The following is a 22577-nucleotide window of genomic DNA, read 5'->3' on the forward strand; positions in this document are numbered from 1 at the left end:
GAATTCGTATGAAAAAAATATTTTTTACATTGATAATTTTGGCCTGTAATATTGTTTTCTCACAAACAGTAATACCGGAAAAATATTCAAAAATAAAATTTGTTTATGAACAAAAATCGAACTTTTTCATTGAAAATGACAAAGTGTATGCAGACACATTATTACTCCAATTTCAATACCCAAAATTAAAATTTTCAAAAGTAATAAGTCCTCTTGATTCGACAAAAATTGTTGGATTTATTGAAATTAAAAATTTTAATAACGAAGATAAAAAAATACTAGAAAGTACTTTATACCATACCACTCACACTATAGAAGGAACCTATGATTTGAAAAAGAATAAAACGAAACTATTCTTCAAGAGAGGAAATAAAGCTTTAACCGAAATTTTCAAAAAATATTTTGGAGGTAATTATAATACATTCCTATTCAATATTGTTGTTGATTACAATTCAAAACAAATTTATACAAACTATCCGAGTACAAATTATTCAGAATCATTTGATTCACAATTAAAAAAAATCAATTTTATAAATGGCGATAACTGCATAGGAACATACACTTTTCAAACCAAAGACCATTATTATACCAATGCAGTCACTCTAAACAAAAAGTACAATAATAAAATTACCCCTGATATTATATTTTCAAATAATAATTTTGGAGTTAGTGAAATCGCTTCCTTATTTGACACAACTACATTGATATCGGTTATTTACGAATAATAAAAATTAAATATTAAAAAAATGGAACAAGAAATAGACACCACCGAGTTAGGAGAATCAATCGTAAAAATATTAAAAACTATATACGATCCGGAGATTCCTGTAGATATTTACGAATTAGGATTGATTTATGACGTGATGGTCAATACTGATTACGAAGTGAAAATCCTGATGACACTTACCTCTCCAAACTGCCCGGTTGCAGAAAGTTTACCAAGAGAAGTGGAAGAAAAAGTAAAATCGATTGCAAATGTAAAAGATGCTGAAGTAGAAATTACTTTTGATCCGCCTTGGAGCAAAGATTTAATGAGCGAAGAAGCAAAATTAGAATTGGGAATGTTGTAAAATTTGTTTCAGGTTTAAAGTTTAAGGTTATGCAACTTTAAACTTTAAACCTTTTAAACTTTTCAAAATGGAAGAAATAATAAATAAAGTTGCGAATAGTGTTTTGGAAGTTTTCGATCTCGAAGATTATTATCCAAAGGGGATTCGTACGCAAATCGATACTTCGCAATGGCTGTTGGAAGGTTTTTTATTGAAAGAAAAAGACTTTAGAGAGGAATTGAAAAATCATGATTGGTCACAATACCAAGATCAATATGTCGCCATTCATTGCAGTACCGATGCTATCGTTCCGGCTTGGGCTTCAATTTTGGTAGCCATTCAACTAGCGCCATTTGCAAAGAAAATCATTAATGGAACTTTGGAAGATTTAGACGCTTCACTCTATGAAGAATTATTGCCTAAAATTGACTATTCGGTTTATGAAAATAAGCCTGTTATTATAAAAGGATGCTCCAGAAAACCGGTTCCGATGCGGGCTTACGTTTTAGCTGCGCATTTTTTACAGCCTTTTGCTCGAAGTATTATGTATGGCGAAGCATGCTCAGCCGTTCCATTGTACAAAGCACCGAAAAAGGGATAATATATTTACGTTTAGTAATAGTTTAAAGTGTAATTCAAAATATAAAACATGAAAAAAATAGTTTTTTCTGTAGTGTTTCTTTTTGCAATGCTTTCTGCTGCTGCACAAGAAACGGCAACAGACACGATAAAGTATTGGACCAAAAAAGGGAATATCTCACTGCTTTTTAATCAATCGGCTTATAATAAACAATGGCTGGGTGGCGGAACTTCAAATATTGCGGGGAATTTTGGACTGAATTATGACTTCAATTATAAAAAAGAAGATATCGTTTGGGATAACAAATTTATTTTAGCGTACGGTTTAACCAAAATAAAAGGAGACGAAAAAACCGCAAAAACGGACGATCGTCTGGAACTGAATTCTCTTTGGGGAAAGAAAGCCAAAGGACAATGGTACTATTCGATGTTTTTTAATTTCAAGACACAAATGGACACTGGTTTAGACAAAAATGATGATAAAATATCGCATTTTTTCTCTCCGGCATATTTCCAATTGGGACCAGGAATGCTGTGGAAAAAAAGCAATAATTTAAGTGTCAATTTTTCTCCGGCAACAGCAAAACTAGTTGTTGTTCATCCTCATTTTACTGAATTGGGTCCTTCTTTTGGAGTATTGCAAGGCGATTCTACTCGATTTGAGTTTGGAGCCAGTATTACGGCATACTATAAATTCAATATTATGACAAATGTGTCTGTAGAAAACCGACTGAATTTATATTCCAATTATTTAGATAATCCTCAAAACGTGGATGTTGATTACCAAATGAATGTCATCATGAAAATCAATAAATACTTGTCGGCTAACGTAGCGGTACAAGCCATTTATGATGATAATTCGATTCAAGCCGTTCAGGTAAGGGAAGTATTTGGATTAGGCGTTAACTACGGTTTTTAAGGAAATACATTTTTATAAAAAAAGACCTTTAGAAAACTCTAAAGGTCTTTTTTTTTGTTCTTTAGCGTCTTGAAATAATTCTGTTAGCAATCGTCATTCAATGCCACAATTTCTCTCGTCGCGCAAAAAAACCAATAAGTTTTTATTTAAATTAATATATTAATTAAGGAATTCTAATTTACCTGTAAGAAGTGAATAATATCCACCTACTATTTTTATTTGTCCTTTATTTTCCATTTCTTTTAATATTATGCTCTTAGTTCTTATTTCAGATACAGCATATAGTATATTATTTTTATTAACAGTTTTTACATAAGCTTCATTTTTTGAAGATTTCTCACCTTCAAAATTTTGACTCATTGCTATGGCTGGCTTTATATTCGATAGCATCGCAGTGATATTCCCTAAATGCACATCATCAATCGCTCCTTTTATTGCTCCACAGTGTTGATGACCCATTACTATTATTAACTTAGCACCGGATACCTTACAAGCAAATTCCATGCTCCCTAAAAGATCCATATTTACAAAGTTTCCAGCGACCCTGCCTACAAAAACATCACCAAGACCTTGGTCAAATACATCTTCTACTGGAACTCTGCTATCAACACAACTTAAGACTATTGCTTTAGGAAATTGGCCACCAGTTACAGCTTTTCTTACTTCTTCCGAGTGCTCCCGTTTTGTTATGTTTCCAGTATTAAAGCGGCGATTACCGTCCTTAAATTCTGCTAAAACTTGTTCGGGAGTTAAAGAATCCTGTTCCGTTTTTGTCATGACGTGTCTTTGCCTATATACATCAACTGAAGATGTTGCCTCCTTTTGCGTCCTTACATTTTTAGTTGTTGTATAACAAGAACTGAACATTTGAAATGTAATTACTATTACAGTAACCTTGAATAAATTTTTTATCATTTTCTTTATATTTGATATAATGATGCAAAATTACACTCAATAGTTCATAAATTTTTATTTATATTTTTAATCAAATGTATTAAATTAATTTATGAACTTGACCCGAAATTAATTTCAATCAATTTTTGAAATGTTTAAAAACGCAACACAGTTTGAGCGCGGTCGGGTTTTAATGATCTGTTCTGAAAACGCTATAATTTGTGTGTTGATTTAAGAAAGTACTCTTCACAGACGAGCACCAGAGAACTGGAAAAACGAGAAACAGTAGAAGTTAAAATGTATGCAGTTTACAAAAATGCGCTAACCATTTCATATCAACGCGATCCGGATTATTTTTTATCTAAATCCAGATAAAAAAGTTTAGCCGCTTCTTGAATTTCGTCATCTAAACTATCATCAAGAGCATAAGAATATAATAGCCATTTGTCACTTGGTTTGTAAAATTTAAATATGAATCTTATTGGTTGTCGATCATATTTCACGAGATATGAATATAAAATAAAACTTTCAGAGAATTTTTTAGTTGTGATAATTTCGTGTCCATTATATTTCCCCATATAACTTTCTGTAAATCCATTTACTGTTCCAACAATTTTCTCAATGTCATCCTTTAATCTTTCAGTCCATTTATTTGTTGCGTATAAATCTTTTACCGCTTTTCCAGCATCTTTTTCGTAAGTCTTAAAAAAACTGTCTAATAAATTCTGTGGCTCAGATTGAGCAAAGATATTTCCTGATATGGAAATCATTAAAATAAATAATAATCTTTTCATATAATTCAATTAATTTGTGCTTCTTTATAATTACCTACAACTTCCCCGCTGCTTTGCTCGGGCTTTGGGACTAAGTTTAGATTTTTCTTTCGGATTACCACTTTTATTTCAAGTACAAGACCAACTTCAAATTAACCCGAAAACCCAAATGCTGCAAAACCGCTGTTAGCAAAGGCTTTTAATAATTTATATATTTCGCGCGTTCTGGGTCAACCATTGTCCAATAAACTTTGTAGAAATCTTTCTTTTTCGAATTCTGTTTCTTAATTAGTTCGGAAAAATAATTTTTAAGATTTTCTTTTTCAGGTGATTCATTAAAAAGCAAATCTGTACCATTTTCGTCAAAAACCATAACAGATGCGTAAATATGTTTCCATTCTTCAGTTCCATTAGTGTACACATTATATTTTTTTCCATTTGAGTATAAGTCGACTTTTTCCCAAACTAAAATTGGATGTTTTTTATTATTCGGATAAATAGCTTTATCCCATTTTCCGAATTTATCAAACATCACTTTATGTGTATATAATGCAGAATAAACACATTCAAATCTTATTTCATTAAATGTGATTGTATCTTTGTTATAGATAGTTTCATATTTTTTGTTTAATATTTCTGTATACTTATTCTCGTAGTATTGTGAACATTTATCTATATCAACTATTTTTTGAGAAGTTGAACAACTAAAAATTAAAAATAATGAGATTATCAATAAAGTTTCTTTCATAGTTTTTTTGAAATATTTGCTAACGTCTTGGCACTACAGCGGGTTTGGGACTAAATTAAGCCCTATTTTCGGATTTGCCAAATCATCCTAAATACAAAACCATTTTTCCATTAAGCCAAATGCCCAAATCCGTTGTAGTGGTTGTTATGTGGCGTTTTTTTCTTTTTATTTTAAGTTGTCCATTATAATAAATGGCAAAACAGCAAAGCCAAAAAATAATATAATTGTATATATCATGTCAGCAAATTTTCCGTGTTTATCAACTTCAGGCTCTCTTTTAAAAAGCATTATATAAATTTTTCTTGTCGGCCATTGGATAATTAAAAGAGTCAAAGGATAGAAAGCTCCTAAGTCCACAAAGTCTACTTCCATATTATTTAGTACTTTCTTTATGAGAACGGTATAGCCTAAAAATATTATGGAAATTAGCAAGCCGTAAAAATAATATTTGTCTGATCGTAACATTTTAAAATCAATAAAAAACCAAAGTCCAAGTCCCATACCCAAGAAAAAGGTTGCTTGAATGAATGTTTGAGAGTTGTAAAATAATGTAGAAAGACTTGTTAAGAATAGAATAATAGCAATAAATGAAATTATTCGAAATCGTTTCTCTAAACTGTCTTTTGATTTTCCTTTTATTTGACGGGAAACTACTTGTTTGTTAACTTTTAGGACTTCTGGATTATCTAGATTTAGGTTAATAGGAAGACGAAATAATTTTCGTACTCTAGTGTCTGAAATACCACGTCCAAAGTCAATTTTGTAATTATTATTGGAGGAGGTTGTAACAAAAACATTATCACCTTCTTTGTCGGTTGATGAAATATAAACAAGTAACTTTTGGTCTTTTAAAACATTGTTTTCTTTACCTGTCGTAAATCCTTCAATGTCTATTTTGTATTTAATTCCTTCGGGATAATTCAAGTAATTAACAAGATAATAAAACCTTTCATTATCTATTCTTTCGTCTGCTAAAATTATGTGATTTCCATGACCGTTTTTGAAAAGTTCAAAAGTCAAGCCATCCTGTAAGTCGTCAGTATAAAGGTCAATCCATTGTCGCAAAGCTTTTTTTACATCGTTGTATGCACCACCACTAATTATGATTAGATTTTCATTCGTCATTCTGCTGTCGGTTCTTTAAAATGCCACATAACTTGTATATAGACGCTACAAAATAGAGTATATACATCTTATTTTGGGTGGATAAGCGCTACAGCGTATCGTATTACTTTCAAATATACACTTTAATAATTATCTTACAAATCTTCAAATGGACTTTTTATTTATTAATTATCGTTATCGCTAAACCGCATGAAGGATGGCAGCGGAAATCCTTTTATGTAGTCCCGAATCTTCGGGACTACATAAAAGATTGAAACGAACAGCCTGACGCAGCTGCAACATAGAGAAAGCTGGGACATGCTAAAAAAAATCCCTCTTGAAAATATCAAAAGGGATTGTGTATTTTATGTTTACGAGAAAATTATTCGTTTTCTTCTTCGTCTTTGTCTTCTTTTTCCACCGCGTCTTTATAATCCGGATATAAAAACTTATTGTACGGAAAACGGGTGATGTGAATTTGTCTTACGGCTTCGTAAACGCGTTCTCTGAATTCCTCGAAATTTTCTTTCTCGGTAGCCGAAATGAACAACGCATTTTGCTCTCCTACTCGACTCATCCTAGTCGCTTTCCATTCTTCCAGCGTGTAATGTCTTGGCGTTTTTTCGGTCATTAAATCATCTTCATCAATAGTCAAATGCTTGTAGGCATCGATTTTGTTGAAAACCATAATAACGGGTTTGTCATTTGCCTTGATGTCCAATAAAGTTTGGTTTACAGATGCAATATGATCTTCAAATTCCGGATGCGAAATATCAACTACGTGCAATAACAAATCCGCTTCGCGAACCTCATCCAGCGTACTTTTGAAAGAATCTACCAGTTGTGTTGGCAATTTCCTGATAAATCCTACGGTATCCGAAAGTAAGAAAGGTAGGTTTTTGATGACTACTTTTCGAACGGTGGTGTCCAAAGTTGCAAAAAGTTTATTCTCTACAAAAACGTCACTTTTCCCAACGGCATTCATCAAAGTCGATTTCCCCACATTAGTATACCCAACCAAAGCCACGCGTACCATGGAACCGCGATTGCCTCTTTGCGTCCCCATTTGCTTGTCGATTGCTTTGATTTTATCTTTCAATAAAGCGATTCTATCTCTTACAATACGTCTGTCGGTTTCAATCTCTGTCTCTCCAGGTCCACGCATTCCAATTCCCCCTTTTTGGCGTTCAAGGTGTGTCCACAATCCTGATAATCGAGGCAACATATAGATACATTGTGCTAATTCTACCTGCGTTCTTGCATACGAAGTTTCGGCACGTTGCGCAAAAATATCCAGGATAAGGTGCGTTCTGTCCAGAATTTTACATTCTGTAATGATTTTAGATATATTTTTTTGTTGTGAAGGCGATAATTCATCATCAAATACCAAAGTTGATATATCATTTTCTTTTACAAAAAGATGAATCTCTTCAATTTTTCCAGTTCCTACAAAAGTCTTAGGATTTGGACGTTCCATTTTTTGCGAAAAACGTTTCACCACTTGGCCTCCTGCGGTAAAAGTCAAAAACTCCAATTCGTCAAGATATTCGCGTAGTTTCTCTTCACTTTGGTTTTGAGTTACAATACCAACTATAGCCGTTTTTTCGAAATTTAATACTTCTTTTTCTAACATATTTTTGAATAAGTTACAAATTTAATGATTTGTAAGGGACTTATTGAGTTCTGGGTTTATAAAAAAACATAACGTGTGAATAATGATAGTATTTTGGTCGGGCCAAAAATTAGACTGAAGAAAGATTTTTCCACGATTTAATCTTTACTTTTAAAAAAATTAGTCAATATCGGAATAATTAGTGGCTAAAAGTTTATCGAAAAGAAATTAGCAAATTTGCGGTAATTGTAAAATCTCAGACCTTTGCACTGCTTACTTTTGAAGTTCCATTGGATTTTTAATTATTTTTACAGCAATTTAATACCATTTGAATGAATCGCTTTTTGACAGTACTTCTTGCATTTTTGTCTCCCCTTTTTCTTTTTGCCCAAAATAATTCTGAACAATTATTGCAGGAATTGGATCAAACGGTTGCGGATTACCAATTGTATTCGGATAAAAAAGAGATTCAAATCAAAAAACTCAAAGAACTGCTACTTTCTACTTCGTCCGATATTCAAAAATATGATGTTTACGGAAAGTTGTATGCGGAATATAAATCGTATCAATCAGATTCAGCCTTAATTTATGCTCGAAAGAGTTTTCAAATAGCCGAAAAACTAAATGACATTGAAAAGCTAAATCATGCCCGATTAAATCTAGCTTCCATCATGGGAACATTAGGAATGTACAAGGAAGCAACCGATATTCTTAATCGAATCAACATCACTACCTCACCCGAATTAAAAGGTTATTATTTCACCGTAAATAGTGTCGTTTATGGCTATATGTCTGATTATGCGGCTTCGCTTCAGGAAAAAAAGAAGTATATTGTTTTAACAAAAAAGTACCGTGATTCTTCTTTAAACTATTACAAACCACAATCAAGTGCTTATATTATGGCAAAGTCCAGTACGCTTCTTGATGCTGGAAACCACAAGGAAACGCTGGCTTTATTGCTGAACTATTTCCCGAAAATTGCTCACAACAGTGATGATCGAGCGGTTATTGCCTACATTATTTCACAGGCGTATCGCCAAAAAAAAGACTTTAATCAGGAGAAAAAATGGTTGACTATTTCGGCTATTTCCGATTTGCAGTTGGCCAAGAAAGAATACATTTCGTTGCGTTCGTTGGCTTTTCTAATGTATGAAAACGGGGATATTGATCGCGCTTACAAATACATAAAACGCTCGCTTGAAGATGCTCTTTTTTGTAATGCGCGCTTACGAACCTATGAAATTTCGAAGATGCTGCCCATTATCAATGAAGCGTATCAAAAACAAAATGAAACCAATCGATTTCAGTTGGTATTGTTTTTAATAAGTGTGAGTATCTTATCCATGTTCCTGTTGGCGGTGCTTTTTTTACTTTTTAAGCAAATGAAAAAATTATCCAAAGCAAAGCAGGATTTAAGTTTTGCCAACAGCAAGCTTTCGGAATTAAATACTGAACTAAATACTTTCAATGAAAAATTGAACGAAACCAATTATACGCTGACCGAAGCCAATCTTTTGAAAGAAATATACATTGGTCGTTACATGGATCAGTGTTCGGACTACATCGGAAAATTAGACGAATACCGCCGAAAATTGAATGTGATGGCAACAACGGGAAAAATGAATGACCTGATTAGTGCCGTAAAATCAAAACAGTTTGTCGAAAATGAACTGGCTGCATTTCTCACGAATTTCGATAAGACTTTCCTGCAACTCTTTCCTAATTTCATACCGGAATTCAGCGCTTTGTTGATTGATGACGAAGCGATTCAATTGAAAGAAGGCGAACTGCTGAATACGGAACTACGGATTTTTGCACTCATTCGTTTGGGCATCAAAGACAGCGCAAAAATTTCGACTTTTCTTCGGTATTCGGTATCCACCATTTATAATTACCGTTCGCAACTCAAAAACAAAGCAGCGGGTCCAAGAGAAGATTTTGAAGCCAAAGTAATGCGTATCGGAACCAATTTAAAATAGAAAAATTCTGTTTTTTAAGAAGGTCTTTGGGATTAAAACAATCTCAAAGACCACTTTTTTATTATAAATCTACCACTTTTTTTAAACACTAAATTTACATAATAAACAGTTATTCAGTATCTTGCATTTAAAAAAGAGAAACGCAATCTACTTTTTTATGATGACAAAAATATGTAGTGTGTAAAGCGTTTACTTTTACCTTTTCGAAATATGGAAAACTTTGGGTTTTTCTATAAATCGATTTCGTGAAAATCAGAATCTATTACCAAACCTGAAAAATTAATTTATCAAATTCTATTTAAAAAATGAAGCAATTTCTTTTCACAGCCTTAATGTGGCTCGCGTTTTTTAGCCCTGCACAATCGCAGCAGTTAAAATCACCAAATGGAAAATTTGTAATGGAGTTCTCTTTACAAAATGACGGAACTCCAAGTTACAGTTTAAATTACAAAAATAAAGCAGTTGTAAAACCAAGTAAATTGGGTCTTGAGTTGAAAAACGATAAAAAATCGTTGTTAAATGATTTTACTATTGTTGACTCGAAAGCGACAACTTTTGATGAAAGCTGGAAACCAGTTTGGGGAGAAGTAGCCTCAATTCGCAATCATTATAACGAATTGGCAGTAACCTTAAATCAAAAAGAAACCGATAGACAAATTGTGATTCGTTTCCGTTTGTTTGACGATGGTCTAGGATTTCGTTATGAATTCCCTTCGCAAAAAAACCTTACTTATTTTGTAATCAAAGAAGAAAGAACACAGTTTGCCATGACAGGCGATCATACCGCGTTTTGGATTCCTGGCGATTATGACACCCAAGAATACGATTATACGACCTCAAAATTATCAGAAATCAGAGGATTGGCTGAAAAAGCAAAAACGACAAATGTATCACAAACTTCTTTTTCTTTGACAGGAGTTCAAACTTCGCTAATGTTAAAAACAGCGGACGGATTGTATATCAATTTACACGAAGCAGCATTAATCGATTATTCATGCATGCATTTGAATCTGGATGATAAAACTATGATTTTCGAATCTTGGTTAACACCAGATGCAAAAGGAGACAAAGGATACATGCAGGCTCCACATCATTCGCCTTGGCGTACCATAATTGCTAGTGATGATGCCAGAGAAATTCTGGCTTCAAAAATGACGTTGAACTTGAATGACCCTAATAAAATTGAAGATACATCATGGATAAAACCGGTTAAATATGTGGGTGTTTGGTGGGAAATGATTACTGGAAAAAGCTCTTGGGCGTATACGGATGAATTTCCTACGGTACAACTTGGCGTTACTGATTTTTCAAAAGCGAAGCCTAATGGAAAACATGGTGCAAATAATGCTAATGTGAAAAAATACATTGATTTTGCAGCTAAACACGGTTTTGATGCCGTTTTAGTCGAAGGCTGGAATGAAGGGTGGGAAGACTGGTTTGGTCATTCCAAAGATTATGTTTTTGATTTTCTGACTCCTTATCCGGATTTTGATGTCAAAGGATTGCATGAATATGCCAAATCAAAAGGCGTTAAAATGATGATGCACCATGAAACTTCAGGTTCAGTACGTAACTACGAGCGTCACATGGATAAAGCGTATCAGTTTATGAAAGACAATGGTTATGATGCTGTAAAAAGTGGTTACGTAGGTTCTATCATTGAAAACGGTGGAAATCATTATAACCAATTTATGAATAACCACTATCAATATGCAATAGAAAAAGCAGCCGACTATAAAATTATGTTGAATGCCCACGAGGCAGTTCGCCCAACAGGGATTGCAAGAACATACCCTAACTTAATAGGTAACGAAGCGGCAAGAGGAACAGAATATCAATCTTTTGGTGGTTCTAAACCAAATCACGTGACGGTATTGCCTTTTACACGTTTAGTGGGCGGACCGATGGATTACACTCCTGGAATTTTTGAAATGGATTTGAGTAAAATGAACAAGGACAACAACTCCCACGTAAATAGCACTCTTGCAAATCAATTGGCTTTGTATGTAACAATGTACAGCCCGTTGCAAATGGCAGCTGATACTCCAGAAAACTACGACCGTTTTCCAGATGCTTTCCAGTTTATCAAAGATGTCGCAGTAGATTGGTCTGACAGTAAATACCTTGAAGCAGAACCTGGTCAATATGTTACCGTTGCGCGTAAAGCAAAAGTGACTAACAATTGGTTCATCGGTAATGTAAATGGCGATACTTCTCGTACCTCAACAATCAAATTTGATTTCTTGGAAAAAGGAAAAAAATACGAGGCAACGATTTATGCTGATGCAAAAGATGCACATTATAAAACCAATCCGCAAGCGTATACGATTCGTAAAATGATGGTAACCAACAAATCGAAACTGGCACAACTTAGTGCTCCGGGTGGAGGTTATGCGGTAAGCATTGTTGAAATCAAAAAGTAACTAACTATAAAAGGCTGTCTAAATAGACAGCCTTTTTTGATTTTATAAGAGTTTTAAAACTAATTTACTTTAATCAGTTTTACATCAAAAATAAGAACAGAACCTCCTGGAATTGGTCCACTTCCATCGCTTCCATAACCTAAATGGGAGGGGATTAAAAGAACTCCGTTTCCACCTTCTTTAAAATAAGGAATCCCTTCTGTCCAGCCTTTTATCACTTGGTTTAAACCAAATGAAATTCCAGCAGAATCGCTTTTATCAAAAATGTTTCCATTCGTAAAATACCCTTTGTAGGCAACTGTTACATTAGATGAAGTTGTTGGTTGAACCCCAGTTCCCGCTTCGTTAACTACATAATACAAACCTGAATCGGTTTTCGTCGCTTTTAAATTATTTTTGGCAATGTAATCCACGATTTCTTTTTCGTTTTGAACCGTGTAATCAACAGGTTTAGATGCTTCGTTATCCGATAAACAAGAAACAAATAATAAAGAAACTAATGCTAATAAAGTAGATTTCATAATTTAATTTAAAGGTTAAGGCTGCAAATATAGCAATTCAAGTAAAACCTTTTATAAAAATCATTTATCACCAAAAACCTGAACATCATCTACTTGAAAAGCGCCATCCAAAGCCAGATTTTTCCCGGAACCAGTATATTTAAAAGCAATGTTGATTTTGCCTTTGTACGAAGATAAATCCACTGCGCCACTTCCTACAAATTGATACCAAGGCGTGGCTTGTTTTGGTAAATTAACCACCAACGGAGTCCAAGTCGCAGTAGTAAAATTCAACCCGTCAAAATTTGTGGAAACATAGACTTCCAGTGAATTTAATGACGAATCAACATCTAAATGATGTTGAGCACTTCTAAAAGTCAAGACTTCTTTCGTATGAACATCCATGTCAATTTTTGGCGAAATCAACCAGGCAATATTCGAAAGAACTTTAGTTCCTGTAATATTAAATTCAGCATAACCGTTTCCGGAATACACTGTGCCTTTCCAGAAAAGTGATCCTTTTTGGACCATATTTGCCCAACCTGGAAGATTTATTTTAACATTGTTTTCAACCGTTTCAAAATCTTGATAGAAAAAAGGAATCGCTCTGCTTCCAGTCATCACTACATCTTTTTCGGAACGAGGCAACAATTGGTAATCACTTCCATATTTCGTCAAAATTCCTCTCACTTTTCCGCTCCCATTGAGAACTATTTTAGTTGCAAAATTAGAAAAACTACTCGTTCTAAAATACACTTGATTGCCTAATTTATCCATCAAACCCCAGTTCGTCGCACCGCCCACATTATTGGTTTCTTCAAAATAATGGCGTCCTACTGCAGCAGATGAAAACTGAACATCAGACAATTCGACCAAAGTATTCAAATTGGAATCATTCAACAATTCCGACATTGTTAACGAGCGAACTAAAGCCTCTTCCTTTACATTCGTACACGACGCATTCAACACTTTTTTATAGTCATTTTGCGAAAGTCGCCCTACTCCGCCTTCATTATAGGAATTCACAAAAATGCTTCCGATACGCATGCCACCAAACGAAATATCCGTGTATTGATCTTTCAATTTTATGTATACTTTATTGCCTAATCTATAGTCAATATACAAATTTGTAGCATCCACGGGAACGCTAAATCCTATGGCTGGTGTTGTGGCTGTTGCCAAAGTCTGAAAGGAAATTGACTTGAAAAAATTCCCCGATTCATCGCTGGAAACCACATACGCCTCGATGATATCATCATATTTGTATTGCGTTACAATGGCATTCGTAACCGCATGAACTTCGCTCACTGATTTGTTTGTCACCAAATCCGGTTGCGTACAAACTAGTTTTGGAGCCACAACCTCATCTGTCACGCAACTGCCAAATGTAATTGTCAACAGTAAAAATAGAACCGATTTGTAAAATGTTGATTTCATATGCTTTAATTTATAGATTGATATAAAGATTTACGAAATACGTTCTTCCGTATCCGTAGAAATATTTTGGTCCAAAAGAAGGCGTACCGCTGGAAACATCTTGATTAATTTGTCTGAAATTTGCGTTTCTGGCTTGTTCGTAACCACCCGTTTTATAGGTAACATCGAGTACATTATTGATACTGGCAAAAACGCCAACATTCTTTCCATAAATTCGCCATGATTTTCCACCCACGAGATTGAGCAACATTGTAGGATCAAATTCTTCTTGTTTTAATAATACTGCGGCTCTTTCCTCAGTCGCTTCCGGAAAATTGAAACCGCTTGCGGGATTTCTATAAAATATTTCGGTTCTGGAGATGGGTGAAATATCAATATAACTGTTGGTGAGGTAATTTACATTGGCGCTAATCCACCAATATTTTGGATCTCGATACTCAATTCCCACGGAATACGCGCGTTGTGGCATTCCCGCTTGCTTGTAATTTTTAAGGGAAGCCGTTCCAAAATCAAAAACCGGACTGGTGTTTTCTGGAGTTGCTTCGGCATCGTTTGTCAACGTCACTTTCGGATTGCTGTCATACGTATATTCCCCAAAACCTGCCGAAAAAGTAGTTTTAAATGTTTGCGTCAATTGGTACTCCAAACTGAATTCGGCACCCATATTTTTCTTGTTTAATTGCGTTAATGTTTGACTCACAAAAGCATCCGTGTTTAAATATCCAGCGCCATCATCAAAAATTCCTTCGGCATAAAAAAAAGAAATTTGAGTTGCGTTTTTAATCAGGGAATAATAAGCTGTCAGTCGGGCTTTCAGTTTTGGTGAACGGTAGACATAACTCGCATCCAAACTGCTGATGTTCTCACTTTCGATTCCGTTTACAATTGCATTATTCAATCGGGAATTTGCAAACGTATTTTTCAAAGAAGGTGCTTTGGTCAAATGTGCCGCATTAAAAGTCACTAACTGTTTGCCGGAGATTTTCAAATTGAATCCGGCTTTGAAGCCAAAGTTTTCAAAAAGTACCTTTTCACTTTTACCGAAGGAATTCGTTTCATAAATTCCGTTTTTGTATAAACCTTCCCGTTGATACTCCGATTTGGAAAAATTTTGCGCAAGATAAAAATCTACTTTGTTATAGGTGAATTTAAATTGGGTAAATGCTTCTAATGTATTGGCAAAATAATTATAATTGTATCCGTATGTATCGCCAACGACTACTTGACGGTCTGGATTATTGAGATCAGATTGCGATTGATTCCCACTGTAAAAAGCATCGATATCTTCAAAATAAGAACCGCCAAGCAAGTCTAATAACTTTTGTGAATTATGTGATTTTAGTTTTTTGAATGACGCTCCGGCATTCAAAAAAATATTTTCTGAGAGTTGCGCGCTCAAATTTGTTGTGGCCACTGCGGTTTCATCTTCCACTTGATCTTCATATAAGACATACTTGCTTTTTGTGGGTTCGTAGCCCGTAATTGTTCCATTAGCATCCAAAATTGGATTTTGATTGGCTTGATATAATGCTGACCAATCGATTTGAGGATTTACTAAAAATTCTGCTTTGCTCTTTTCGGCATTTTCATAATCTGGAGTGAATGCTCCCGAAAATTCTCCGTTATCCGGAGCATAAAGCGAGCTATAATAACTGGGCATCTTTCTGAAATACGTTGGGTCCGGACTATTCGCATTTTGATAATCGATGTTGCTGTTGGCAATTGTTCCAAATTGATACATTACACTCGAATTCAAATTGATTTTATCATTGATTTTAAAATAATGATTCAGCATTATCGTAGGTTCTTCAATGGTTTTTATGCGGGCATTCCTCTTTTTACCATCTTGAAAGCCCCAATAGGAATTGTATTTTACGTTTGTCAATTGCGTAACTTCGGCGGTGTTTGGAGAGTTTTTGGCTCTGGAATTTGGTGCGTAAAGCGCGGTTAAATTCAATGAATGCTTCTCATTTAATTTTTTTTCGAGGCTTATAAAAAAGGAATTCGCTTCATAATTTGTCCCTTCGAAATATCCTTCCTGCGCCCAGCGCTTTCCTGCCGAAACTACAAAAGCCCAACCGCGGGAATTCATGCCAGAAGCATGTGTTGCCATTGTGCGCCAACTGTAATTGGTATTGGTTGATGAAAAGGAGATTCGGGAACCCGGTCTGTAAATGGAAGCCCTCGTATTGATTTCCTGTGTTCCTAAAATACCTCCAAAAGTATAATCCGAATGGGCAGTTCCGAGGGTGAATTCCTGATTGCGGAGCGCGTCATTCAATCCGCCCCATTCTCCCCATTGCGGTCTTCCATCATAAATTTTGTTCATGGAAACGCCATTAATCATCATCGTGGAATGTTCGCTGTCTAATCCCCGAACTCTAAAACGAGCTTGTCCCCAGTTGAATGCAGCGGCTTGCAGAAAAGCATCACGGGAGGATTGCAGGAGTCCAGAAGTACTTTCGGAATTGCTGTTGTCTTCGCCAAAATCGCTTTCAATAAGTTGTGATGATACTGTTTTGTTGTTCTGTGGATTGGTCTTCTTCTAAAGTTATGGTTCCTAAATCCAGCATTTTTCCTTCCGTAATTTCGACAGGATACAAGCCATCTTTGAAGCCCTGACTGTGAATAAGTAGCAAAATATTTCCTGTGGGAACGGAATCAAAACTAAAATTACCATCCTCTTTAGTGAGTTGCATTAAAGTCGTATTTTGAACACTGACGACGACAAAACCTAATGGATTTTGTGTTTTTGAGTCCACGGTTTTTCCAAAAAATCCTGTGTTATTCTGTGCTAAAGTACATCCTATTTGAAACATAAAAAAAAACCCGAGGTAAAATTTATTCATATATTCAAATTTTGATGATGGTTTACATTGACTAAAATTAAGATTAAGCGAATTTTTATTCCTAGCAAAAAGTTCAACCGTCGAAAGGAATTTCAACGGCTGAACAAAAAGCATAGAAAGCGTCATCCGAAATTGGACAACAACTTGAAAATAATTAAAAATGAATTTTGGAAAAATGGGACGTAAATCCCAATGGGAATGATTATAGAAGAGTGGTATTTGAAATTTTTTATTCTTTATTAATTCCTTATTGAAGGAATTATAATATTAAATATACAAAAAAATAATATACAATTAATTTTAAATAAAAAATTTCTTATAAATATAAAAAGTAGTCTTTAGCCCCGATGGCAGTAAGTATCCTTTCCAGTCCTGAGCTTTTTCAGGACTGGAAAGATACTGCGAACAGCGGGAGAATTTGTTTTTGTGGAAACGAAATGTAGTGCTCCTAAAAATTTATAGTTACTCGATTGCTTTGATTCGGGACACCATAATGGCGATAAGAATCCCAAAAACGCCGATGAATGCGAATGAAAATCTAAGACTTGACAGCTCCGCTATGTAACCTATGATTGGCGGACCCATCAAAAAACCCAGAAAACTGACGCTGGAAACCGTGGTTAAGGCTACACTGGGCGATACATTTGGGGTTTTTCCGGCCACACTGTACACTGTGGGAACTATGGTGGAAACTCCCAATCCAACAAACATAAACGCGATGGTTGCGGGAATGACAAATGGGAAGAATACTGCTGTAAAAAGTCCGGCCGATATCATGATGCCGCTGATTTGTAAGACGGTTTTTCGACCAAATTTACCTATCAGACCGTCTCCTAAGAATCTTCCGCCGGCCATCATAATCATAAAGGAAGTGTACCCCAGAATAACTAATGGTCCTGGCGCTTTGATGACATCCTTGAAATAAACGCCGCTCCAGTCGAACATGACGCCTTCGCTGGCCATGCAACAAAACCCGATTATTCCCAACCAAATCAGCGCACTGTCCGGTTTTGAGAATAATTTTTTCTTCTTGGGTTGGATAGTTTCTTTGGCTTTTATTAAAAACTTATAATTGAACGCCATCATCAAAAATACGATTCCGGCCACAATGAGAAAGTGAATGTACGGTGTTAACTCAAAAGCCAGCATTGCAAGTCCTACTAATGCTCCCATGAATCCGGCAAAACTCCACATCCCGTGAAAAGATGACATGATGGTTTTTTTGAAAAGCACTTCGGTGTAAACGCCTTGTGTGTTTACAGCGATATTAGATAGATTTCCAAAGATTCCAAACACAAATAATCCCAATGACAATTGCCAAGCCGCTGCAGCCAAGCCTAAATTTGTCATGCTAAAAACATATAGTGAAAGGGCGAATATCAAGATTCTGTGGCTGCCAAAACGGGTGACTAATTTTCCGGAAAAAGGCATAATCACTAATTGTCCTAATGGCAAAGCGAATAAAATACTTCCTAAATCGCCTTCGCTCAAATCCAATGCGGTTTTGATATCCGGGATTCGGCTAGCCCAAGTGGCAAAGCACAAACCCATCCCAAAGTAGAACATGGACACCGCCCAACGGATTCTGTTCAGATAAGAAACCTTGGCTTCTGTGTATGTTTTCTTGAGTTTGGCTTTAGTTTTTGACCTTCCTAAAAAGTTTAAATCTATCAAAGTGATTTATTTTAGCATTAAGGGGTCAAAATTACAAAAACCATTCATTGGTTGTGTCAAAACAACACATTTGAGGAAAAATACAACGTTATTGTTTATAAAAAATGATTACCGCGAATTCGCTAATTTTTAAAAAAGTATAGAAATAAGCGAATTCGCGGTAGATTTTATAGGTCAATTGCTTTTTTATGCGCGCTGCTTTGTATCGCAGCTTCAATAATTTGCATAACATGAACACCCTCTTGTGCCGTCACCGGTTCTATAGCGTCATTTGTAATCGAATGATAAACTCCGTCAAAAAAGTCGTAGTAATTCCCTTGAAGTGTGGGTATAATTTCCTGAACAATTTCTCCATTAATTTCAGTGTGCAAAAGTCCTCGTTTTACAATGGATTCCGTTCCCCACATTTCTAAATTTGGTTTATTTCCTAATTTCAATTCGTCTTCCTGAACATCACCACGCGGTTTCAGGAACGAACCTTTCTTACCATGAATAACAAAGGCTGGAATCGCTTCCCGAACAAAAAATCCTGCTTTGAGTCGGACACGGAAATTGGAGTAATACAGTAAAATATCAATATAATCATCTACCAAAGAATGTTCTCGTGTGATCCGTATATCAGCAAAAACGGATTGTGGCAAACCAAATAAACATAACGCTTGATCAATCAAATGTGGTCCTAAATCCTTCAGAATTCCAGCACCGGAATTGGCCGTTTCTTTGTGTTGTTTCGGACTTAAAATAGGATTGTAGCGGTCGAAATGGAATTCGGCTTCCACAATTTCACCAAGCATATTATCCGTAATTATTTTTTGGACGGTTTTGAAATCGCTGTCCCATCTTCTGTTTTGGAAAACGGCCAGTTTCAATCCTTTTTCTTTGGCGATAGCCGCTAATTCCTCCGCCTGGGCAACCGTTGTGGTAAAAGCTTTTTCGACAATGGCATGTTTTCCAGCAAGAAGGACTTTTTTTGCAAATTCATAATGTGTTTCCACCGGCGTATTTATAACGACTAAATCTACATCATCATCTAACAACTCTTCCAGCGTGGAGTGACTTTTTACCGAAGGAAAATCTTGGTGGATTAATTTTTTACTTCGTTCCCAAGAACCAAGTAGTTCAAATCCGGGATGAAAATTTAAAAAAGGAGCATGAAATACTTTTCCGGACATTCCGTAGGAAAGCAAAGCAGTTTTTATTTTTTGCATGGTATTATTTTTATGGAGCCTATCTCGGTTCACTTTAGTATTGAATGAAGTCCCATTTCTAAAATGGTTTTTATACTTCAATTTTAAAAAAGAAAGACGCTACTATTTAGATTTTAGCTCTTTCATATTGTTTTGGCCATTCGATATCCGCATTTAAATCATGGGCGAATGTTAATCCCAGATTCGGATTTCTAAGGGATTCTCTGGCAAATAACACTAAATCTGCTTTTCCTGTAGCGACAATCTCCTCGGCTTGAGCGGCATAAGTAATTAAACCTACAGCGCCTGTCAGGATTCCAGTTTCATTTTTTATGCTTTCCGCAAAAGGAACTTGGTAATTTGGGCCCAACGGAATTTGTTGGTGCGACACTAATCCTCCCGAAGAAACATCGATTAAATCCACCCCTTTTTCTTTTAATATTTTCGACAGCTTTACAGATTCTTCAGCATTCCATCCGCCTTCTGCCCAGTCTGTAGCTGAAATTCTAACGAATAAAGGCAGGTTTTCCGGCCATTCTGATTGAACTGCATCCACGACTTCGAGTGTTAAACGGATTCGGTTTTCGAAACTTCCTCCGTATGCATCGGTTCTAAAATTGGATAATGGTGAAAGAAACTGATGCAACAAATACCCATGTGCGGCATGAATTTCCATTACCTGAAAACCTGCTTGAACGGCTCTTTTTGTTGCTGATTTGAAGTCGGAAATTACTTTTACAATTCCCGCTTCATCTAATGCAACGGGTGGGTTTTCAGTATGATGATACGCAACTGCACTTGGCGCCACGGTCTCCCAGCCGCCTTGTGTTGCGTATAGTTTTCGACCTCCGTTCCAGGGTGATGCGGCACTTGCTTTTCTTCCGGCATGCGCCAGTTGGATTCCGGGAACGGATTTCTGACTGATAATAAATTGATTAATCTGCTGCATTTTTTCGATTTGCTCGTCTTTCCAAAGTCCCAAATCCTCGGGAGAAATTCGACCTTCGGGAGAAACTGAAGTCGCTTCCTGAATGATTAATCCTGCTCCACCGCTGGCGCGACTTCCAAGATGTACGAGATGCCAATCATTGGCAAAGCCATCTTGGGCCGAGTATTGGCACATTGGTGAAATAACAATTCTATTTTTGAGCGTGATGTTTTTTATTGTGAGAGGAGAAAATAATTTTGACGACATATCTTTATTTTAAAAGTGAAAGAAACAAGAAATACTCATTTCAAAAAAGTAAAGTTAAGATTCACAACTCAAACTTAGAATTCAATTTACATTAATTAACAAATTTTTAAAATGGTATGGAACAATTATTGTAAAATAAACAAATAGAAAACCTTACTTTTGTGAGTTAAAAATTTAAATTAATAAGAGGATTAGATTGCTTCGTTCCTCGCAATGACAAATAAATGGACATAGTTATCAAGCTTTCTCAATTTTTATTGAGCTTATCATTACTGATTATACTTCACGAATTAGGACATTTCATTCCTGCTAAATTGTTTAAAACCAGAGTCGAAAAATTCTACTTATTTTTTGATGTTAAATATTCCCTTATCAAAAAGAAAATTGGCGAAACTGAATACGGTATCGGTTGGTTGCCTTTGGGCGGTTATGTAAAAATTTCCGGAATGATTGACGAAAGTATGGACAAGGAACAAATGGCTTTGCCTCCGCAACCATGGGAATTCCGTTCAAAACCGGCTTGGCAACGTTTGATTATTATGTTGGGAGGCGTTACCGTCAACTTCATTTTGGCTTTTATCATTTACATTGGAATGGCATTTGCTTATGGCGATACCTATATTGCTAATGAAGATTTGAAAGACGGTCTTTTGATTGAGAATCCAGCAATGAATAAAGTAGGTTTTCAAACCGGAGATAAAATCATTGCTATTGATGGCGAAAAAATTGTCAAGTATGACAATGACATAAATATCAAAATCATCATGGCCAAAGAAGTCTTGATTGAAAGAAATGGAATAGAGCAAACTATAAAAATACCAGTTGATTTTGTGGATCAATTGTCTAAATTAGAAAAAGGTTCTTTAGTTTCGATTAGAAAACCGTTTGCCATAACCTCAATTTCTGAAGGGTCATTGAATACTAATTTACAGCCAAAAGATATTATTTTATCTTTAAATGGACAATCGACCAAATATTATGACCAAGTTACTTCAGTTTTAGAAAAGAATAAAAACAAAACCATTTCGGCTGTTGTTTTAAGAGATGAAAAACAAGTTCCGTTACAAGTTATTGTTTCTAAAGATGCAAAATTAGGAATTGGTATCGGAAGCTTAGGAATGGAATCATTAAAGAAACTAGGTTACTATAAAATCAGCAAACAGGAATTTAGTTTCATAGAATCTATTCCGGTTGGGATTACTAAAGGAAAAGATCAATTACTAGGATACGGAAAACAATTGAAAATGATTTTTAGTCCAAGCACTGGTGCTTACAAACAAGTAGGTGGTTTTAAAGCGATATTTGATATTTTTCCTAATACTTGGAGCTGGGAAGTTTTCTGGAACATCACTGCTTTGTTATCAATTATGCTTGGTGTAATGAACTTATTGCCTATTCCAGCACTTGATGGTGGGCACGTAATGTTTTTATTATATGAAATCATCAGTGGTAAAAAACCTAGCGATAAATTCTTAGAGAATGCGCAAATGGTTGGTTTCGTATTACTTATAACACTGTTACTATTTGCTAACGGAAATGACATTTACAAGTCAATTGTAGGGAAGTAAAAAAAAATAAAAAAAGTTCGTTTTTTATTTGCAAAAACCAAATGATAGCCTATCTTTGCACCGCTTTACAAGTGAAACACACTTCAC

At 35.3% G+C, this 22577-nt stretch carries 19 protein-coding genes; 7 read left to right on the plus strand and 12 right to left on the minus strand.

Annotation, left to right across the window (positions count from 1 at the left end):
* The first annotated feature begins 8 nt into the window (after positions 1-8).
* The 4 genes from ACNQF8_RS03775 to ACNQF8_RS03790 all read left to right on the plus strand — a co-directional run bounded on the left by ACNQF8_RS03775 (position 9) and on the right by ACNQF8_RS03790 (position 2547).
* The gene (locus tag ACNQF8_RS03775; RefSeq protein ID WP_417950856.1) at positions 9-725 is read left to right on the plus strand and encodes a hypothetical protein; all 717 of its coding nucleotides are present in this window, start codon (positions 9-11) and stop codon (positions 723-725) included.
* Between the two features lie 21 nt (positions 726-746).
* A complete protein-coding gene (locus tag ACNQF8_RS03780; protein WP_131908033.1) occupies positions 747-1070 on the plus strand; it encodes an SUF system Fe-S cluster assembly protein in 324 nt (107 codons plus the stop codon).
* A 67-nt stretch (positions 1071-1137) separates the two neighbouring features.
* Positions 1138-1650, plus strand: coding sequence for a DUF2480 family protein (locus tag ACNQF8_RS03785; protein ID WP_417950857.1), 513 nt, complete (start codon positions 1138-1140; stop codon positions 1648-1650).
* 48 nt (positions 1651-1698) lie between these two features.
* A complete protein-coding gene (locus ACNQF8_RS03790; protein WP_417952917.1) occupies positions 1699-2547 on the plus strand; it encodes a DUF3078 domain-containing protein in 849 nt (282 codons plus the stop codon).
* 159 nt (positions 2548-2706) lie between these two features.
* Here ACNQF8_RS03790 and ACNQF8_RS03795 read toward each other — a convergent pair whose 3' ends face one another.
* The 5 genes from ACNQF8_RS03795 to hflX all read right to left on the minus strand — a co-directional run bounded on the left by ACNQF8_RS03795 (position 2707) and on the right by hflX (position 7699).
* Positions 2707-3462, minus strand: a complete 756-nt coding sequence (locus ACNQF8_RS03795; RefSeq protein WP_417950859.1) for a carbonic anhydrase family protein — start codon at positions 3460-3462, stop codon at positions 2707-2709.
* Positions 3463-3791: 329 nt separating this feature from the next.
* On the minus strand, positions 3792-4235 hold the full coding sequence (locus ACNQF8_RS03800; protein WP_417950860.1) for a hypothetical protein: 444 nt from the start codon (positions 4233-4235) through the stop codon (positions 3792-3794).
* A gap of 178 nt (positions 4236-4413) precedes the next feature.
* A complete protein-coding gene (locus ACNQF8_RS03805; RefSeq protein WP_417950861.1) occupies positions 4414-4962 on the minus strand; it encodes a hypothetical protein in 549 nt (182 codons plus the stop codon).
* 165 nt (positions 4963-5127) lie between these two features.
* On the minus strand, positions 5128-6087 hold the full coding sequence (locus tag ACNQF8_RS03810) for a hypothetical protein (RefSeq protein ID WP_417950862.1): 960 nt from the start codon (positions 6085-6087) through the stop codon (positions 5128-5130).
* Between the two features lie 361 nt (positions 6088-6448).
* Complete coding sequence (hflX, locus tag ACNQF8_RS03815; RefSeq protein WP_417952918.1) at positions 6449-7699, minus strand: GTPase HflX; 1251 nt, start codon at positions 7697-7699, stop codon at positions 6449-6451.
* Between the two features lie 323 nt (positions 7700-8022).
* Between hflX and ACNQF8_RS03820 the strand changes: the two genes are divergently transcribed.
* Complete coding sequence (locus ACNQF8_RS03820) at positions 8023-9657, plus strand: DUF6377 domain-containing protein (RefSeq protein ID WP_417952919.1); 1635 nt, start codon at positions 8023-8025, stop codon at positions 9655-9657.
* A 305-nt stretch (positions 9658-9962) separates the two neighbouring features.
* Positions 9963-12080 carry a glycoside hydrolase family 97 protein gene (locus ACNQF8_RS03825; protein WP_417952920.1) on the plus strand — a complete coding sequence of 706 codons (2118 nt, stop codon included), beginning with the start codon at positions 9963-9965 and terminating at the stop codon, positions 12078-12080.
* Positions 12081-12139: 59 nt separating this feature from the next.
* On the opposite strand, the gene ACNQF8_RS03830 is transcribed toward ACNQF8_RS03825, so the two are convergent.
* From ACNQF8_RS03830 to ACNQF8_RS03860, 7 genes are all read right to left on the minus strand, one after another.
* Positions 12140-12601 (minus strand): FKBP-type peptidyl-prolyl cis-trans isomerase, encoded by a 462-nt coding sequence (locus ACNQF8_RS03830; protein WP_417950866.1) that lies wholly within the window; start codon positions 12599-12601, stop codon positions 12140-12142.
* A 60-nt stretch (positions 12602-12661) separates the two neighbouring features.
* Positions 12662-14017 (minus strand): DUF5689 domain-containing protein, encoded by a 1356-nt coding sequence (locus tag ACNQF8_RS03835; RefSeq protein ID WP_417950867.1) that lies wholly within the window; start codon positions 14015-14017, stop codon positions 12662-12664.
* A gap of 10 nt (positions 14018-14027) precedes the next feature.
* Positions 14028-16346: a TonB-dependent receptor gene (locus ACNQF8_RS03840; protein ID WP_417952921.1), complete on the minus strand. Its 2319-nt coding sequence runs from the start codon at positions 16344-16346 to the stop codon at positions 14028-14030.
* 166 nt (positions 16347-16512) lie between these two features.
* Positions 16513-16866, minus strand: coding sequence for a carboxypeptidase-like regulatory domain-containing protein (locus ACNQF8_RS03845; protein WP_417952922.1), 354 nt, complete (start codon positions 16864-16866; stop codon positions 16513-16515).
* A gap of 462 nt (positions 16867-17328) precedes the next feature.
* Complete coding sequence (locus ACNQF8_RS03850; RefSeq protein ID WP_417952923.1) at positions 17329-18540, minus strand: MFS transporter; 1212 nt, start codon at positions 18538-18540, stop codon at positions 17329-17331.
* Between the two features lie 167 nt (positions 18541-18707).
* Complete coding sequence (locus ACNQF8_RS03855; protein ID WP_417952924.1) at positions 18708-19748, minus strand: Gfo/Idh/MocA family oxidoreductase; 1041 nt, start codon at positions 19746-19748, stop codon at positions 18708-18710.
* 106 nt (positions 19749-19854) lie between these two features.
* Positions 19855-20922: an NADH:flavin oxidoreductase/NADH oxidase gene (locus ACNQF8_RS03860; protein WP_417950871.1), complete on the minus strand. Its 1068-nt coding sequence runs from the start codon at positions 20920-20922 to the stop codon at positions 19855-19857.
* A 224-nt stretch (positions 20923-21146) separates the two neighbouring features.
* Here ACNQF8_RS03860 and rseP point away from each other — a divergent pair, with 224 nt between their 5' ends.
* On the plus strand, positions 21147-22490 hold the full coding sequence (rseP, locus tag ACNQF8_RS03865; RefSeq protein ID WP_417950872.1) for an RIP metalloprotease RseP: 1344 nt from the start codon (positions 21147-21149) through the stop codon (positions 22488-22490).
* Positions 22491-22577: the final 87 nt, after the last annotated feature.

The sequence above is a fragment of the Flavobacterium labens genome (genome assembly GCF_048286755.1).
In the GTDB taxonomy this organism is placed as follows: Bacteria; Bacteroidota; Bacteroidia; order Flavobacteriales; family Flavobacteriaceae; genus Flavobacterium.

Coding starts and splice junctions, on each gene's coding strand:
- ACNQF8_RS03775 (WP_417950856.1), top strand. CDS start 9: ATGAAAAAAATATTTTTTACATTGATAATTTTGGCCTGTAATATTGTT.
- ACNQF8_RS03780 (WP_131908033.1), top strand. CDS start 747: ATGGAACAAGAAATAGACACCACCGAGTTAGGAGAATCAATCGTAAAA.
- ACNQF8_RS03785 (WP_417950857.1), top strand. CDS start 1,138: ATGGAAGAAATAATAAATAAAGTTGCGAATAGTGTTTTGGAAGTTTTC.
- ACNQF8_RS03790 (WP_417952917.1), top strand. CDS start 1,699: ATGAAAAAAATAGTTTTTTCTGTAGTGTTTCTTTTTGCAATGCTTTCT.
- ACNQF8_RS03795 (WP_417950859.1), bottom strand. CDS start 3,462: ATGATAAAAAATTTATTCAAGGTTACTGTAATAGTAATTACATTTCAA.
- ACNQF8_RS03800 (WP_417950860.1), bottom strand. CDS start 4,235: ATGAAAAGATTATTATTTATTTTAATGATTTCCATATCAGGAAATATC.
- ACNQF8_RS03805 (WP_417950861.1), bottom strand. CDS start 4,962: ATGAAAGAAACTTTATTGATAATCTCATTATTTTTAATTTTTAGTTGT.
- ACNQF8_RS03810 (WP_417950862.1), bottom strand. CDS start 6,087: ATGACGAATGAAAATCTAATCATAATTAGTGGTGGTGCATACAACGAT.
- hflX (WP_417952918.1), bottom strand. CDS start 7,699: ATGTTAGAAAAAGAAGTATTAAATTTCGAAAAAACGGCTATAGTTGGT.
- ACNQF8_RS03825 (WP_417952920.1), top strand. CDS start 9,963: ATGAAGCAATTTCTTTTCACAGCCTTAATGTGGCTCGCGTTTTTTAGC.
- ACNQF8_RS03830 (WP_417950866.1), bottom strand. CDS start 12,601: ATGAAATCTACTTTATTAGCATTAGTTTCTTTATTATTTGTTTCTTGT.
- ACNQF8_RS03835 (WP_417950867.1), bottom strand. CDS start 14,017: ATGAAATCAACATTTTACAAATCGGTTCTATTTTTACTGTTGACAATT.
- ACNQF8_RS03840 (WP_417952921.1), bottom strand. CDS start 16,346: ATGAACAAAATTTATGATGGAAGACCGCAATGGGGAGAATGGGGCGGA.
- ACNQF8_RS03845 (WP_417952922.1), bottom strand. CDS start 16,866: ATGAATAAATTTTACCTCGGGTTTTTTTTTATGTTTCAAATAGGATGT.
- ACNQF8_RS03855 (WP_417952924.1), bottom strand. CDS start 19,748: ATGCAAAAAATAAAAACTGCTTTGCTTTCCTACGGAATGTCCGGAAAA.
- ACNQF8_RS03860 (WP_417950871.1), bottom strand. CDS start 20,922: ATGTCGTCAAAATTATTTTCTCCTCTCACAATAAAAAACATCACGCTC.
- rseP (WP_417950872.1), top strand. CDS start 21,147: ATGGACATAGTTATCAAGCTTTCTCAATTTTTATTGAGCTTATCATTA.